This is a genomic window from Mesorhizobium xinjiangense, assembly GCF_009749525.1.
Lineage (GTDB): Bacteria > Pseudomonadota > Alphaproteobacteria > Rhizobiales > Rhizobiaceae > Mangrovimarina > Mangrovimarina xinjiangensis.
The window spans coordinates 72,873-87,393 of record NZ_WOAC01000015.1 but is presented as its reverse complement, the minus strand read 5'-3'; the positions used below and the strand labels follow the sequence as shown (position 1 = coordinate 87,393).

Here is a 14,521-nt window from a genome sequence, read left to right as displayed (position 1 = left end):
CCGAAGGGCGGCAGATCGGCACGATCCCGTCGTCGGGATGTTATTGCCGCATTGCACAATCGGCAGAGCCGGGCAATATGTCGGCATGGCTACGACCTCCCTCGCCATTCTGGTCATCGACGAAAACCGCATTCGCGCCTCGATCATCGAAGAGGGGCTGCGCGAGGCCGGCCATGACGATGTGACCCTGGTGCACGACGTGTCGGGCATTGCGCGGCGGATCGCCGAGATCAATCCCGACGTCATCGTCATCGACCTGGAAAACCCCAACCGCGACATGCTGGAAAACATGTTCCAGCTTTCGCGCGCGGTGAAGCGGCCGATCGCCATGTTCGTCGACCGCTCCGACCAGGCGTCGATCGAGGCGGCGGTCGATGCCGGCGTGTCGGCCTATGTGGTCGACGGGCTGAAGCGCGAGCGGGTCAAGCCGATCCTCGATATGGCGATCAGCCGCTTCAATGCCTTCTCGCGCCTGGCGCGAGAACTCGACGAGGTGCGCGGCGAACTGGAAAACCGCAAGCTGATCGAGCGCGCCAAGGGAATCCTGATGCAATCGAAGGGGCTGTCTGAGGACGCTGCCTATGCGCTTTTGCGCAAGACGGCGATGAACCAGAACCGCAAGATCGCCGAGATCGCGCAGAGCCTGGTCACCGCCGCGGGCCTCCTGTCGCCGCCGGGGGAGAACGACGAATGAGCGCCCAACACCACGTCACCGCCGGCTTCATTCCGCTGCTCGACAGCGCGCTTCTGGTCGCCGCCCGGGAGGTCGGCTTCGCGGCCAGGGAAGGGATCGACCTGACCCTGGTGCGCGAGACCTCCTGGGCCAATATCCGCGACCGGCTGGCGGTCGGCCATTTCGACGTCGCCCACATGCTGGCGCCGATGCCGATCGCGTGCAATCTCGGATTGACGCCGGTCACCTCCGACACGCTCGTGCCGATGGCGCTCGGGCTGGGCGGCAACGCCGTCACCGTCGCCATTGATCTGTGGGACGAAATGGCGGAATTCGGCGCCCGGCCCGATCTCGATCCGACGATGACGGGGCGAGCGCTCGACGCCGTCATATCGCGGCGCGCCGCCGAGGGTGGCGATCCGCTGCGCTTTGCCGTGGTCCATCCGCATTCGGGGCACAATTACGAGCTGCGATACTGGCTTGCCGCCTGCGGCATCATGCCGGACTGCGACGTCGAGATCGTCATCGTTCCGCCGCCGCTCATGCCCGACGCGCTGGCGGCCGGCCGCATCGACGGCTATTGCGTCGGCGAGCCGTGGAACATGGCCTCCGTGCTGGCCGGCACCGGGCGGATCGTCACCGTCAAGGCGGCGATCTGGAAATCGAGCCCGGAAAAGGTGCTCGGCGTTTCGGCCGCCTGGGCCGAGGCCAACCCCGACACGCTTTCCGCGCTGCTGCGCGCCCTTTTTCGCTCGGCCCTGTGGTGCGCCGACGCGTCCAATCGCGACGATCTCGCCGACATGCTCGCCGCGCCGGCCTATCTGGCAAGGCCGCGCGAATGGATGCTGCCGGCGCTCAGCGGGCGCATTCGGATCGGCGGCGGCGAAGAACGCCTCGTCGAGGACTTCTTCATACCGCATGCCAAGGCCGCGACCTTTCCCTGGAAGAGCCATGCCCTGTGGTATTACACGCAGATGGTACGCTGGGGTCAGGTGTGCGCGACGCGCGACAACGAGGCCGTGGTGCGCGACACCTATCGGCCCGACATCTACAGAGCGGCGCTCAAACCGCTCGGCGCGGCGCTGCCCGGCGCCAATGCCAAGGTGGAGGGCGCTCTTGCCAGGCCCACCGCTGTCGGGTCGGCAGGCGCCAGCCTGGAACTCGGCCCGGACGGCTTTTTCGACGGCACCATCTTCGATCCCGACGAGCTCGACATCTATATTGTCGGCCAGCGCCCGGATCCCGAATAGGGCAGGATACAAATAGAGGCTGAGCACGCGGGGCATTCTGGAGGCGCTGTGCCACGCCACGATCTCTCAGGCTTGACCCGAGGATCCATGCCTGAGCTTCGCAACAGGCAAGCGATCACGAGATTCCGACCTTGCTGGCGTTCAGGTGGAATGATGCCCGCGTGTTGAATTCATTATGTGCAGGTCAAAATTTAGGCAGTCGAAAACCGTGCATATTGTGCGCGCATGGCGATGCCCAATTGATCAGAATTGTGCTGCGGCTGCGAAATCGCAGATTCGCACGATTCAAGCAACATGCTGTAAAACAAAGATATTTTTGCTCCACTCAAAACTGGCACGGATGATGCATAGCAATATGCGGGTCCAGAGGGGATACCACCAATAGAAGCGTCCAGCGAAGGGCGCTCCAGGCAAGGCTGCCGGACAGGTCTGCACGCATCCGCATGGCGGGGGCGCGTGTTGGACAGGTCGGGCAGCCTTTTCTTTTGGGCCTCTCTATCGACGAACCACGCCTCGCCGCGAGGCTCAAGCAGTTGGATTGGAACAGCCGATGACAGCATCACAGTCAGCCGCCCCGACGCCGGAAACCACGCCGGCGCGCGCGCTCACCATGTCCACCATCGCCTTCACGGTCTGCTTCGCCGTGTGGACCATCTTTTCCATCATCGGCGTGCGCATCAAGGATGAGCTGGGTTTGAGCGAGACCCAGTTCGGCCTGCTCGTCGGCACGCCGATCCTGACGGGATCGCTCGTGCGCATGATGCTCGGCATCTGGACGGACCGCTATGGCGGCCGTCTGGTCTACACCGCCACCATGCTCGCGGCCGCCGTCTGCGCCTTCCTGCTCTCCTATGCCCATACCTATGAAATGATGCTCCTCGCAGCGCTCGGCGTGGGCGTGGCCGGCGGTTCGTTTGCAGTGGGCGTCGCCTATGTCTCGCGCCTTTTTCCTGCCGAAAAGCAGGGCACGGCGCTCGGCATTTTTGGCGTCGGCAATGTCGGCGCGGCGGTGACGAAGTTTCTCGCCCCCTTCGTGCTCGTTGCCCTGGGCTGGGAGGCGGTCGCGCAGCTCTGGGCCGGCATCCTTGCCATCATGGCGGTGGTCTTCTGGTTCACCACTGGTGACGACCCGGTGACCCGCGCGCAGCGCGCCGGCCAGAGGCAACGCCGCAGCCTCGCCTCGGAATTCGAGCCGCTGAGGAACCTCCAGGTCTGGCGCTTCTCGCTCTACTACTTCTTCGTCTTCGGCGCCTTCGTCGCGCTTGCCCTGTGGCTGCCGCGCTACCTCATCGGCGTCTACGGCTTCGACATCAAGACCGCCGGAATGATCGGCGCGATCTACTCCATCCCCGCCTCGATCTTCCGGGCCTATGGCGGCGCGCTGTCGGACAAGGCCGGCGCGCGCACGGTGATGTACTGGACCTTTGCCGTCTCGGCCGTCTGCACGCTGATCCTGTCGATCCCGGCCGCCGACTATGTGGTGCAGGGGATCGACGGCCCCAAGACCTTCCACTTTGCAGTCGGCCCCTGGGCCTTCGTCGTCGTCATCTTCGTGCTCGGCTTCTTCATGAGCCTCGGCAAGGCGGCGGTCTACAAGCACATCCCCGTCTACTACCCGGACAATGTCGGTGCGGTGGGCGGCATGGTCGGCATGATCGGCGGCCTCGGCGGTTTCATCCTGCCGCTGCTCTTCGGTTACTTGAACGACGTCACCGGCCTATGGACGAGCTGCTTCATGGCGCTGTTCGTCATCGTTGCCGCCTCCATCACCTGGATGCACCTCGCCATCCGCAAGCTGGAACGGCGCAGCGTCGAGTTGCAGCCGGCCTGAAAGCGTACCCGGAAATCGGAAAGAACATCATGACCGAGAAACTTGTCGTCATAGGCGCGGGAATGGCCTCCGGGCGCATGCTCGAACATCTGTTCGAGGCCGCACCCGATGCCTTCGACGTGACCCTGTTCGGCGCCGAGCCGCGCGGCAATTACAACCGCATCATGCTTTCGCCCGTGCTGGCCGGCGAGAAGACCTTTGACGAGATCGTCACGCACGACGCCGACTGGTATGCGGCGAACAATGTCACATGCCGGTTCGGCGAGACGGTCACCAGGGTCGATCGCAAGCGCAAGGTCGTTTCCTCCGCTCGTGGGGAACTGGCCTATGACAAGCTGGTAGTCGCCACCGGCTCGGCACCCTTCATCATCCCCATCGCGGGCAAGGACCTGCCCGGCGTGATGGCCTTCCGCGATCTCGACGATGTCAATGCCATGGTCGAGACGGCGGGCAAGCCGAATGCCAAGGCCGTCGTCATAGGCGGCGGCCTGCTGGGGCTGGAAGCGGCGGCCGCGCTCAGGGGGCGGGGCATGGAGGTCGTGGTGCTCCACCTGATGGGCCACCTGATGGAACGCCAGCTCGATCCTGCCGCCGGCTACCTGCTTAAAAAGGAGCTCGAGGGCCGCGGCATCACGATCCACACCGAGGCGCAGACCAAGGCTGTTCTGGGCGAGGAACGGGCCGAGGCCGTACTTCTCGAGGACGGCACGGTCTATCCCGCCGACATCGTCGTCATGGCGGTCGGCATCCGCCCCGAAACGCGCATCGCCACCGATGCCGGCCTCCATGTGGAGCGCGGCATCGTCGTCAACGACCAGATGGTTTCTTCCGATCCCGATATCCTGGCCGTCGGCGAATGCGTCGAGCATGAAAACATCTGCTACGGCCTCGTCGCGCCGCTCTACGACATGGCCAAGGTGGCGGCGAAGACGCTCCTCAAGCAGGACGCGGCGTTCCGCCCGGTCGAGACGGCCACCCAGCTCAAGGTGACGGGCGTCAATCTTTACTCCGCCGGCGATTTCGCCGAGGCCGAGGACCGCGAGGAGATCGTGCTGCGCGATGCCAGCGCCGGCGTCTACAAGCGCCTCGTGCTGAAGGAGAACCGCATCATGGGCGCCGTTCTCTATGGCGAGACCGCCGATGGCGGCTGGTTCTTCGACATGCTCAAGAAGGGCACCGACGTTTCCGAAATGCGCGATACGCTGATCTTCGGCCAGGCCTACCAAGGAGGGGGGCAACTGGACCCTATGGCGGCCGTTGCAGCCTTGCCGGATGATGCGGAAATCTGCGGCTGCAACGGCGTGTGCAAGAGCAAGATCGTCGGCACGATCAATGAAAACGGCCTGACCACGCTCGACGGCGTGCGCGCCCACACCAAGGCGTCCGCCTCCTGCGGCACCTGCACGGGGCTGGTCGAGCAGCTCCTGTCGCTGACGCTCGGTGACGCCTACAACCCGGCCGCCGTCACGCCCATGTGCGGCTGCACCGATCTCGGTCACGACGATGTGCGCCGGCTGATCAAGGCCAGGAAGCTGAAGACCATCCCCGCCGTCATGCAGGAGCTGGAATGGAAGACCTCGTGCGGCTGCGCAAAATGCCGCCCGGCGCTCAACTATTATCTCGTGGCCGACTGGCCGGACGAATATGCCGACGACTACCAGTCGCGCTTCATCAATGAGCGCGTGCACGCCAACATCCAGAAGGACGGGACCTATTCGGTCGTGCCGCGCATGTGGGGCGGGGTGACCTCTGCCGCAGAGTTGCGCGCCATCGCCGATGTCGTCGACAAGTTCAACATCCCGACCGTGAAGGTCACCGGCGGCCAGCGCATCGACATGCTGGGCATCGAGAAGGAGGATCTGCCCGCCGTATGGGCCGATCTGGGCAAGGCGGGGTTTGTGTCAGGCCAGGCCTACGCCAAGGGGCTCAGAACGGTGAAGACCTGCGTCGGCTCCGACTGGTGCCGTTTCGGCACGCAGGATTCCACCGGTCTCGGCATCCGCATCGAGAAATTCATGTGGGGATCGTGGACCCCGGCCAAGGTCAAGATGGCGGTTTCCGGCTGCCCCAGAAACTGCGCCGAGGCGACCTGCAAGGATGTCGGCGTCATCTGCGTGGATTCGGGCTTCGAGATCCATTTCGCCGGCGCGGCCGGCCTCGACATCAAGGGCACCGAGGTCCTCGGCCTCGTCAGGTCGGAGGACGAGGCACTCGAGCACATCGTGGCGCTCGTCCAGATGTATCGCGAACAGGGCCGCTATCTGGAGCGTATCTACAAATGGGCCAAGCGCATCGGCTACGACGAGGTCCGCCGCCAGATCATGGACGACGCCGAAAAGCGCAAGGCCTATTTCGAGCGCTTCGTCTTCTCCCAGAAATTCGCCCAGGTCGACCCCTGGTCGGAGCGCGTCTCCGGCAAGGACAAGCACGAATTCAAGCCGATGGCGACGCTTTCCCTGGAGGCTGCTGAGTAATGCCGCCTCACGCAGCGTTCACGATCTCGGCTACCTTGTCGGGCATGGCAGCAATGACGCGCGCATACGCCACCGCAAAGTCGGGCGGGGTCGAGCGCGCCTGCTCCCAGTCGCGCAGCGTTCCCACCGGTACGCGAAACCGATGCGCGAACTCCTCCTGGCTCAGGCCCAGCTCGGTTCGCGCCATGCGGATGATCCGGCACTTCAAGCCGCGCTCCAGACCTTCCTGCGTGACGTCGAAATCCTCCGGATCGTTCGGATCAGCGGAAAGAGCGATACGATCTTTCCTCGCCATTGTTGCTTCTCCTTACAGAAATGAAGCGGGGCTCACCGCCGCGCCAGACGAAAACCGCCGTAAAGAGCTTCTCTTCCACCATCCCGATCACCTTGAATCGCTCCTCAGGGCGGATGGAGGGAAGGATCAGATGTGCCGGGTCAGCGAAAATCCGGTCCCCGAATGCCAGGGAGAGCCCATGCTTCGTGCGGTTGATGGCATCCTTATGGGGATCGAAAGGTCGCGAGCTCACTCTTTGTGTGTACGGGAATTCCGTAGAGGAATCAAGCTATCAATGGCCGCAACCGGAACCCGGGCTGAAGGGAAGGATGAATGAACGCAATGAGCGAAAGTTGGGTTGCAATCGGTAAGCTCGAAGACATTCCGCGCCGCGGTGCGCGCTGCGTGAAGAACGGTGACACAACGATCGCCGTGTTCCGCACCGCCGACGATCGTGTGTTCGCGCTGGAGGATAAATGTCCGCACAGGAAAGGTCCGCTCAGTCAGGGCATCGTGCATGACGGCTGCGTGACCTGTCCGCTGCACAACTGGGTCATATCGCTGGAGACCGGCAGGGCGCAGGGCGCCGATGAAGGTTCGACGGCGACCTTTCCGGCCAAGGTGGAGGACGGCCGCATTCTCCTGTCGCTGAGGTCGGCGGCGGAGAAGGCGGCGTGATGAAGTTGCAGCTCGCGTATGCCTGTCCGGCCTTCTTGCCAGAGGGGGGTATTTCAACCAAGCAAGTGATTGCGTGCAATGCCTGAATCCGTGCGCACCACTTGCGCCTATTGCGGCGTCGGCTGCGGCGTGCTGGCAACACCGCAACCGGACGGGACCGTTTCCATCGCAGGCGACCCCGACCATCCCGCCAATTTCGGCCGTCTGTGCTCCAAGGGCTCGGCGCTGGGCGAAACGCTCGCTCTGGAGGGTCGGATGTTGCACCCCGAAATCGGGGACGAACGTGCAGGTTGGGAGGAAGCGCTGGACCTGGTGGCGCAGAAATTCTCGGCGGCGACTGCCGAGCATGGTCCCGACTCCGTCGCCTTCTACGTTTCCGGCCAGCTTCTGACCGAGGACTATTACGTCGCCAACAAGCTGATGAAGGGCTTTGTCGGCTCGGCCAATATCGACACCAACTCGCGCCTGTGCATGGCCTCCTCCGTCGCCGGCCATCGCCGCGCCTTTGGCGCCGACGTGGTGCCGGGCACCTATGAGGACCTGGAGCTTGCCGATCTCGTCGTGCTGGTGGGCTCCAACCTCGCCTGGTGCCATCCTGTGCTCTATCAGCGGCTGGCGGCGGCGAAGGAAAAGCGGCCGTCCATGAAGGTGGTGCTCATCGACCCGCGCCGCACCATGACCACCGACATTGCCGATATGCATCTGGCGATCGCGCCGGATGGCGACGTGGCGCTGTTTGCCGGCCTGCTCGCCTATCTCGCCGATCACGGCGCCGTCGATCATGCCTATGCTGCCGCCCACACCGCGGGGCTGGAGGAGGCGCTTGCCGCCGCGCGGAAGGTGCCGCTGGTCGAAATCGTCCGCAAGACGGGACTGGAAGCCGGTCAACTGGCCGATTTCTATTCCCTTTTCGCGTCGACTTCCAAGGCCGTCACGGTCTACAGCCAGGGCGTCAACCAGTCGGCCAGCGGCACCGACAAGGTCAACGCCATCATCAACTGCCATCTGGCGACGGGGCGCATCGGCCGGCCAGGCCAGGGGCCGTTCTCCGTTACCGGCCAGCCCAACGCCATGGGCGGGCGCGAGGTGGGCGGGCTCGCCAACATGCTGGCCGCCCATATGGACCTCGAGAATGCCGGGCATCGCGCCCTGGTCCAGGGCTTCTGGAACGCACCGCGCATGGCCGACAAGCCCGGCCTCAAGGCGGTCGACATGTTCCGTGCCGTTGCCGACGGCCGCATCAAGGCACTGTGGATCATGGCCACCAACCCGGTCGATTCCATGCCCGAGGCCGACATCGTCGAGCAGGCGATCAAAAACTGTCCGTTCGTCGTCGTCTCCGATGTCCTCGCCACCACCGATACCGTGCGCCATGCCCATGTGCGCCTGCCGGCCCTGGGTTGGGGCGAAAAGGACGGCACGGTGACGAATTCCGAGCGGCGCATATCGCGCCAGTGTGCCTTTCTGCCGCCGCCGGGCGAGGCCAGGCCGGACTGGTGGATCATCGCCCAGGTTGCGGCGCGCATGGGGTTCGGCGACGCCTTTGCCTATCGCTCGCCGGCCGAAATCTTCGCCGAACACGCGGCACTGTCGGCCTTCAAGAACGCTGGACAGCGCGACTTCGACATCGGTACCCATGCGGGGATCGACGAGGCTGGCTACGATCGGTTGCAACCCTTTCAATGGCCCGCGCCGGCATACCGGCATACCCCCCTCTGGCCAGAGGGGGGTGCTTCCCGCTTCTTTGCCAATGGCGGCTTCTACACGCCCGACCGCCGCGCGCGCTTCGTCGCCGTCTCGCCGGGACCGCGCCGCACGGGCAATCCGGCCTACCCCTTCACGCTCAACACCGGCCGCGTGCGCGACCACTGGCACACCATGACGCGCACGGCCAAAAGCCAGCGCCTGTCGCAGCACATGGCCGAGCCTTTCGCCGAGATCCATCCGGTTGATGCGGCACGCCATGGCATTGCCCATGCCGACATCGTGCGCGTGGCAACCGCCCATGGCGCGGTTCTCGTGCGCGCACTGATCAGTGAACGCCAGGCGCCGGGTTCGATCTTCGTGCCGATGCACTGGAACGACCAGTTTGCTGCCTGCGCCCGTGTCGATGCGCTGGTGCCGGCCAGGACCGACCCGGTCTCCGGACAGCCGGCGCTGAAGAGCGCGGCGGCGGGCATCGAACGCTTTGCTGTCGCGGCCTACGGCTTTGCGGTGGCGCGCCGCAAGCCGGAAGCGATCGATGCGGACTATTGGGCGATTGCCCGATGCGCCGGCGGCTGGCGCATCGAACTGGCCTTTGCCTCCGGCAGGACCGACTGGCAGGCCGTGGCCGACCGCCTTTTTCAGCCCGGTGCGGCGGCGGAAACGCTCGCCTATCACGATGAAACGGCCGGGCGGCACCGCCTCGCCTTGTTCGAGGACGGCCGGCTTTCTGGCGCGCTCTATCTGGCAGGCGAACCGGTCGCCGTCTCGCGCGGCTGGGCCGTCGACCAGCTCGCGGCGGAGACGTTGCCTCCCGCCGAGCGCCTGGCCGTGATCGTCGGGCGCCCCGGACGCGGGGCGCCCGACCGCGGCGCGACCGTGTGTTCCTGCTTCAATGTCGGCCTCAACCAGATCGCCGCCGCCGCCCGCGACGGCTGCACCAGCGTCGCGGCCATCGGCGAGGCCTTGCAAGCCGGCACGAATTGCGGCTCCTGCCGCAGCGAGATCAGGCAGATCATCGAGGCCAATCGCCAGCAGGCGGCCGAATAGGGGGACCCCGCCCCATCGACGGGTCTCACGGATCGGGCGGGTGTGTGGCCCCGGTGGTCTCGGTCGTCGCGGGCGATATGGGCTTCGCGGGAAGGGAAGAGTCCCCACCGCTAATTTCCGACCGTTAATTAACGATCGTCGCTAATTAACGAAAAGGCGATTTCTTTAAATAAGAGAATCCGTTATTAAAGGTCCCGAATCTTGGGATGTGAGGACCGGATCATGCCTGACGACCAAAGCGCCAAGAGCCGCCTCGGCCGGTTCGTGGAAACATCAGTTGGCGGCGAGAAGGTCAAGGCATTTGTGCCGCCACCCTTGCCGCCGAAACCGCCCATTGACCTTTCCAATATGCTGACGCGGCTCAGCGCGGCCGAGCGGGCACTCGGACGGCTGGACGGGGTTTCGGTACTCCTGCCGAACAAGGAACTCTTCCTCTATATGTATGTCCGCAAGGAAGCGGTTCTGTCCTCGCAGATCGAAGGGACGCAATCGACTCTTACCGACCTTCTCCGCTTCGAAACCGAGGCTGTCGCGGGTGAGCCGCTCGATGATATTCGGGAGGTTTCAAATTATGTCGATGCGATGATGTACGGCTTGGAGCGCATGGACGACCTGCCCATATCGCTTCGCCTCATCCGGGAAATGCACGGCCGGTTGCTCGACAGTGGCCGGGGCGCGGCGCAGAACCCCGGCGAATTCCGCGCCTCGCAAAACTGGATCGGCGGCACGCGCCCCGGCAACGCCATGTTCGTTCCGCCGCCACCAAACGAGGTGATGGGATGCCTCGGTGATTGGGAGCGCTTCGTGCACACCGAAACGCCGGACATGCCGCCGCTCATCAAGGCGGGATTGCTGCATGTGCAGTTCGAGACGATCCATCCGTTTCTCGATGGCAATGGCAGGCTCGGCCGTCTGCTGATCACCCTGTTTCTGTGCGCCGAAGGCGTATTGCGTCAGCCGCTTCTCTATCTCTCGCTCTATTTCAAAACCCATCGCGCGACCTATTACCGCCTGTTACAGGAGGTGCGAGAACGCGGCGCCTGGGAAGCCTGGCTGGAATTTTTTCTCGACGGCATCGCTGAGACGGCGGACCAGGCATTCGAGACGGCGAACCGGATTGCCGCGCTGCTGGCCCAGGACCGGGAACGCATCGTTGCGGAAGCCGACCGGACGGGCTCGGTGCTGCAAGTGCACGACCTCATGCGCACCCGCCCATTCCTGACAGCCTCAGCCGCCGTTGAGCAAAGCGGCCTCACCATGCCGACCGTCAATGCGGCCCTAGCTCAGTTGCAGTCGCTGGGGCTTGTCGAGGAGGTCACCGGGCGCAAGCGGGGCAGGGTGTTCGCGTACCGGGCATATCTGGACATTTTGAGTGAAGGGGCGGGGCAGTGATTTGTGGGAGACCTTGCCTGTGGCCCAAAAAAAATTGGTGCCGCTTGCGTGACTCGAACACGCGACCCCATCATTACGAATGAGGCATGAAGATCATTGCGGAACTATGCGTAAAATTGGTTCACATTGATTTATTATGAAAAACAATATGTTGTGAATGGATTCCGCTTGCTTCGGCATTGATTGACTGCGCCACGGTTTGCGCTATTGTGGTGCCATAATGGTACCAGCGTAAGCGTCCTTCAGTTGTGGTACCAATTTGGAGGGGGGTGCCCATGGCTAAGATTACCAAGGACTCTATCAAATCGTTGCGACCAGAGAACGGCAAGCCGGCCTTCCTGTGGGATGGCGAGTTGCGAGGGTTTGGCGTCCGCATGATGCCCTCCGGTGTCGCGTCATTTCTGTTGAAGTACCGAACAAAAGACGGTCGCCAGCGCAAAATGGTTCTGGCCCGAGTCGGCACGTTGACGCCGGAAGAAGCGCGTACACTAGTCAAGAAATATCTCGGAGAGATTGCCGGCGGCGCGGACCCGGCCGCTGCAAAATCTGAGGCGCGCAAAGGGATGACCGTTGCTGAGCTTTTCGAAGCATATCAGGCGCATCGGAAGCGAGATATAAAGCCGTCGACATGGACGGGTGATCAGGGACGCGCCGAGGTTCACATCAAACCGCTCATAGGCAAGCGGTTGGTGACGTCGATCACAACGAAAGATGTCACCGACCTTCAAACCGCTATCCGAACCGGCCAAACAGCAAAGAAGCGACGCAAAGGGCGTGGAGGTCATACGCTCGGTGGTGAAGGTGCGGCGGCGCGTGTGACTGCGACCCTCTCAGGAGCGTTCGAGTTTGCTCGCAAGACGTTGGAAATCATTGACCGGAATCCGGTCGCAAATGTGCAGAAGATCTCAATTTCAGCGCGAGAACGACACCTCTCACTCGATGAAATCACGCGCCTTGGAAAGGCCATGCGAAACGCTTCTGCTGAATTGGAACCACCAGTTGGGCTGGCAGCAGTTAGGTTCCTTCTTTTGAGTGGATGCCGCCGGATGGAAGCGTTGGCATTGCCCATTGAGTGGATCGACTTCCCGGCTAGGTGCATTCGCTTCGGGGACACAAAAACTGGTAGACAGACGCGTCCAATGGGTGCGAGCGCTCTACAGGCGCTCAAGGATGCGCCATCGGACAGGCAATGGGCATTTCCTGCACAACGTGGCGACGGACACTTCGTGGGGTTGCCGCGTGTGCTAGCCCGGCTTGCGGCGCGGGCCGACATTCATGGGATATCGGCTCACGTGTTCCGACACACATTCGCCAGCGTCGCTGCTGAGCTAGGATTTTCGGAATTGGTCATAGCCGGATTGCTGGGCCATCGACCAGCCGGTGTCACCCAGCGATATTCGCATACGCCTGATGCCGCGCTGCTTGTCGCCGCCGACAAAGTGTCCGCCCGGATTGCAGGTGCGCTCGATGGCAAAGAGGTCGGCAAAGTGGTTCCACTAGCACTTGCTCGACACCCCTAGTGGTCAAATCTGACTATTGCTACCCGCTGGCTATGGCCAGGCTCACCTTCATTGCGGCCGTAGCCAACGGACGCAATGAAGGGCTCGATTGAGCCCAAGGCCGGCCGACATTCTCCGCTTGAGCGCAAGGCAGGGATGCCTTTTCAATTGGTATGGCTATTGCCGCATCCTTTGAAGGATAGCCTTGTCGATCAACGCCTGCACGAGTGGGTCGACATTCTGAATGTCGATGCGCCTGCTAAATTCTAGCGGCCCCAGCTCAATGAACAGCTTGCCAAACACTTCATCTGCATAGCTGCTCGACACAAGCAAAACCTTATCAAGATCTATAATTACTCGATCTGCATCAGACATTCTAATGACATTGTGAAGTTTTCTTCGTACGGGATCACCCGCTGCTCTTGAGCCAAATCCTTCAGATTCCTGGGAAAGATCAAATACAATTGAACCATCCTCTCTGGCTTCAAAATGAGTTTCAATATAATCGGTAGGGACGTGCCTTTTGCCCGAAAAGATAAGCGCATCCTCCAATGCCAAATCAGCCGCATACCCAATCCGGCAGGACACGAGAGTGCCACTAAGGGGAATGTCGCGCTTTTGAATGCGGAGTCCATCTCTTTCAGATGATTCTAATGACGCATAACCGGAAAGTAACCGAAATCGTCCAAAGCTTTTCTTGGAAATCTGCCACGTACCATAGAGACCATTCCCTTGTCCTACGGCATTGTCTCTTGTAACACCCTCTCTAATTGCAGCATCTAAGGCCTCCTGATCATTTCGAATATCCGGTCGTGCCGGCCGTAATGATCCGGGTATGCCGATTCCCGCGTCAGCGACGACGAACTGTATTTGCGACTGTTGCCGATGATTGGTCACCTGCACCAATCCGCCAATTGGTGACTGCGAATGATTTATCACATTGTCTGTTATCTCATTTAAGGCCCATTCTATTATCCTTAAATCTTCTCTTTTAAGTTTGAGAAGGGCGGCAAGCAATATTTCTAGAATCTTGTTGATGGCCTCATATTGCTCCTTCCCACTCGAAAATCTCAATGCGGGAGCGTGCGTGTAGCCTCTGTACCTACTGGGCTCGAATTGCCTTATATCAATCAGATGAGCCCAATTGGTATTTAAGAACAGTTTGGACATTTTCCTTTCAGTTGGAAGAGAGAGGTGTATGTCTACTCCCTCTTTCCACAATTGTTGGCACTTCACGCAGACAGCAACCATCTCTGCTGGGTAGGCTTTCGTGCAGTCCGAGAAATCGAGTTCGATATCCTGATACTTCTTGACATGCACTTCATTGTGCATTGCCGCCAACAATCGCGAACAGTCGGCGGCGTCGAGCTCGCCGCGTACCGACACGCGATTCCCCACACTGAAGATTGACATTTCGATGTATGCCCCCCGACTCTTCTTAAGATGAACACCGTCATGGCATTTCAAGCCACCACATAGTGAAAGCTGGCAGACCATACGCTTATTGTCATTACCCGATGTATGAGAATGAAGATTGTTCCCAAGGGGGTTGAAGGTCCGCTTCCAGGACAAGCAGGTCCTCGTCCCTATGTCGGCCTCCCGCTTCCTCCCAGAGACGTCGACCTTCGCCGAACAGATTTCGGGTGGACCGAGTTGCTTCAATATTCATTTTGAATATCTACGTCATTTCGAAGGA

At 61.8% G+C, this 14,521-nt stretch carries 11 protein-coding genes; 8 read left to right on the top strand and 3 right to left on the bottom strand.

Annotated features, from left to right (window positions below; all coding sequences use genetic code 11):
- Window positions 1–85: 85 nt before the first annotated feature.
- The 4 genes from GM909_RS16655 to nirB all read left to right on the top strand — a co-directional run bounded on the left by GM909_RS16655 (window position 86) and on the right by nirB (window position 6,228).
- The gene (locus GM909_RS16655; protein WP_157017848.1) at window positions 86–694 is read left to right on the top strand and encodes an ANTAR domain-containing response regulator; all 609 of its coding nucleotides are present in this window, start codon (window positions 86–88) and stop codon (window positions 692–694) included.
- Complete coding sequence (locus GM909_RS16650; protein ID WP_157017846.1) at window positions 691–1,923, top strand: CmpA/NrtA family ABC transporter substrate-binding protein; 1,233 nt, start codon at window positions 691–693, stop codon at window positions 1,921–1,923. The genes GM909_RS16655 and GM909_RS16650 overlap by 4 nt, the downstream gene beginning before the upstream one ends.
- A gap of 550 nt (window positions 1,924–2,473) precedes the next feature.
- Window positions 2,474–3,754 carry an MFS transporter gene (locus GM909_RS16645; protein ID WP_157017844.1) on the top strand — a complete coding sequence of 427 codons (1,281 nt, stop codon included), beginning with the start codon at window positions 2,474–2,476 and terminating at the stop codon, window positions 3,752–3,754.
- Between the two features lie 29 nt (window positions 3,755–3,783).
- Window positions 3,784–6,228, top strand: coding sequence for a nitrite reductase large subunit NirB (gene nirB / locus GM909_RS16640; protein ID WP_157017842.1), 2,445 nt, complete (start codon window positions 3,784–3,786; stop codon window positions 6,226–6,228).
- A 7-nt stretch (window positions 6,229–6,235) separates the two neighbouring features.
- Here the strand turns inward: nirB and GM909_RS16635 are convergent, their stop codons facing one another.
- Window positions 6,236–6,523 (bottom strand): helix-turn-helix domain-containing protein, encoded by a 288-nt coding sequence (locus GM909_RS16635; RefSeq protein ID WP_157017840.1) that lies wholly within the window; start codon window positions 6,521–6,523, stop codon window positions 6,236–6,238.
- A complete protein-coding gene (locus tag GM909_RS16630) occupies window positions 6,489–6,755 on the bottom strand; it encodes a BrnT family toxin (RefSeq protein WP_157017838.1) in 267 nt (88 codons plus the stop codon). Before GM909_RS16630 ends, GM909_RS16635 begins: the two co-directional genes overlap by 35 nt.
- 80 nt (window positions 6,756–6,835) lie before the next feature.
- Between GM909_RS16630 and nirD the strand changes: the two genes are divergently transcribed.
- From nirD to GM909_RS16610, 4 genes are all read left to right on the top strand, one after another.
- On the top strand, window positions 6,836–7,180 hold the full coding sequence (gene nirD, locus GM909_RS16625; protein ID WP_157017836.1) for a nitrite reductase small subunit NirD: 345 nt from the start codon (window positions 6,836–6,838) through the stop codon (window positions 7,178–7,180).
- A 78-nt stretch (window positions 7,181–7,258) separates the two neighbouring features.
- The gene (locus GM909_RS16620; RefSeq protein ID WP_157017834.1) at window positions 7,259–9,934 is read left to right on the top strand and encodes a nitrate reductase; all 2,676 of its coding nucleotides are present in this window, start codon (window positions 7,259–7,261) and stop codon (window positions 9,932–9,934) included.
- A 222-nt stretch (window positions 9,935–10,156) separates the two neighbouring features.
- A complete protein-coding gene (locus GM909_RS16615; RefSeq protein ID WP_157017832.1) occupies window positions 10,157–11,326 on the top strand; it encodes a Fic family protein in 1,170 nt (389 codons plus the stop codon).
- 275 nt (window positions 11,327–11,601) lie between these two features.
- Window positions 11,602–12,846 (top strand): tyrosine-type recombinase/integrase, encoded by a 1,245-nt coding sequence (locus GM909_RS16610; protein WP_157017830.1) that lies wholly within the window; start codon window positions 11,602–11,604, stop codon window positions 12,844–12,846.
- Window positions 12,847–13,002: 156 nt separating this feature from the next.
- Here the strand turns inward: GM909_RS16610 and GM909_RS16605 are convergent, their stop codons facing one another.
- Window positions 13,003–14,397: an STAS-like domain-containing protein gene (locus tag GM909_RS16605; RefSeq protein WP_157017828.1), complete on the bottom strand. Its 1,395-nt coding sequence runs from the start codon at window positions 14,395–14,397 to the stop codon at window positions 13,003–13,005.
- Between the last annotated feature and the right edge of the window lie 124 nt (window positions 14,398–14,521).

What these genes read in the sequence shown, in the direction of transcription:
- nirD (WP_157017836.1), top strand. Translation starts at nt 6,836, where the DNA reads ATGAACGCAATGAGCGAAAGTTGGGTTGCAATCGGTAAGCTCGAAGAC.
- GM909_RS16610 (WP_157017830.1), top strand. Translation starts at nt 11,602, where the DNA reads ATGGCTAAGATTACCAAGGACTCTATCAAATCGTTGCGACCAGAGAAC.
- GM909_RS16650 (WP_157017846.1), top strand. Translation starts at nt 691, where the DNA reads ATGAGCGCCCAACACCACGTCACCGCCGGCTTCATTCCGCTGCTCGAC.
- nirB (WP_157017842.1), top strand. Translation starts at nt 3,784, where the DNA reads ATGACCGAGAAACTTGTCGTCATAGGCGCGGGAATGGCCTCCGGGCGC.
- GM909_RS16620 (WP_157017834.1), top strand. Translation starts at nt 7,259, where the DNA reads ATGCCTGAATCCGTGCGCACCACTTGCGCCTATTGCGGCGTCGGCTGC.
- GM909_RS16635 (WP_157017840.1), bottom strand. Translation starts at nt 6,523, where the DNA reads ATGGCGAGGAAAGATCGTATCGCTCTTTCCGCTGATCCGAACGATCCG.
- GM909_RS16615 (WP_157017832.1), top strand. Translation starts at nt 10,157, where the DNA reads ATGCCTGACGACCAAAGCGCCAAGAGCCGCCTCGGCCGGTTCGTGGAA.
- GM909_RS16645 (WP_157017844.1), top strand. Translation starts at nt 2,474, where the DNA reads ATGACAGCATCACAGTCAGCCGCCCCGACGCCGGAAACCACGCCGGCG.
- GM909_RS16655 (WP_157017848.1), top strand. Translation starts at nt 86, where the DNA reads ATGGCTACGACCTCCCTCGCCATTCTGGTCATCGACGAAAACCGCATT.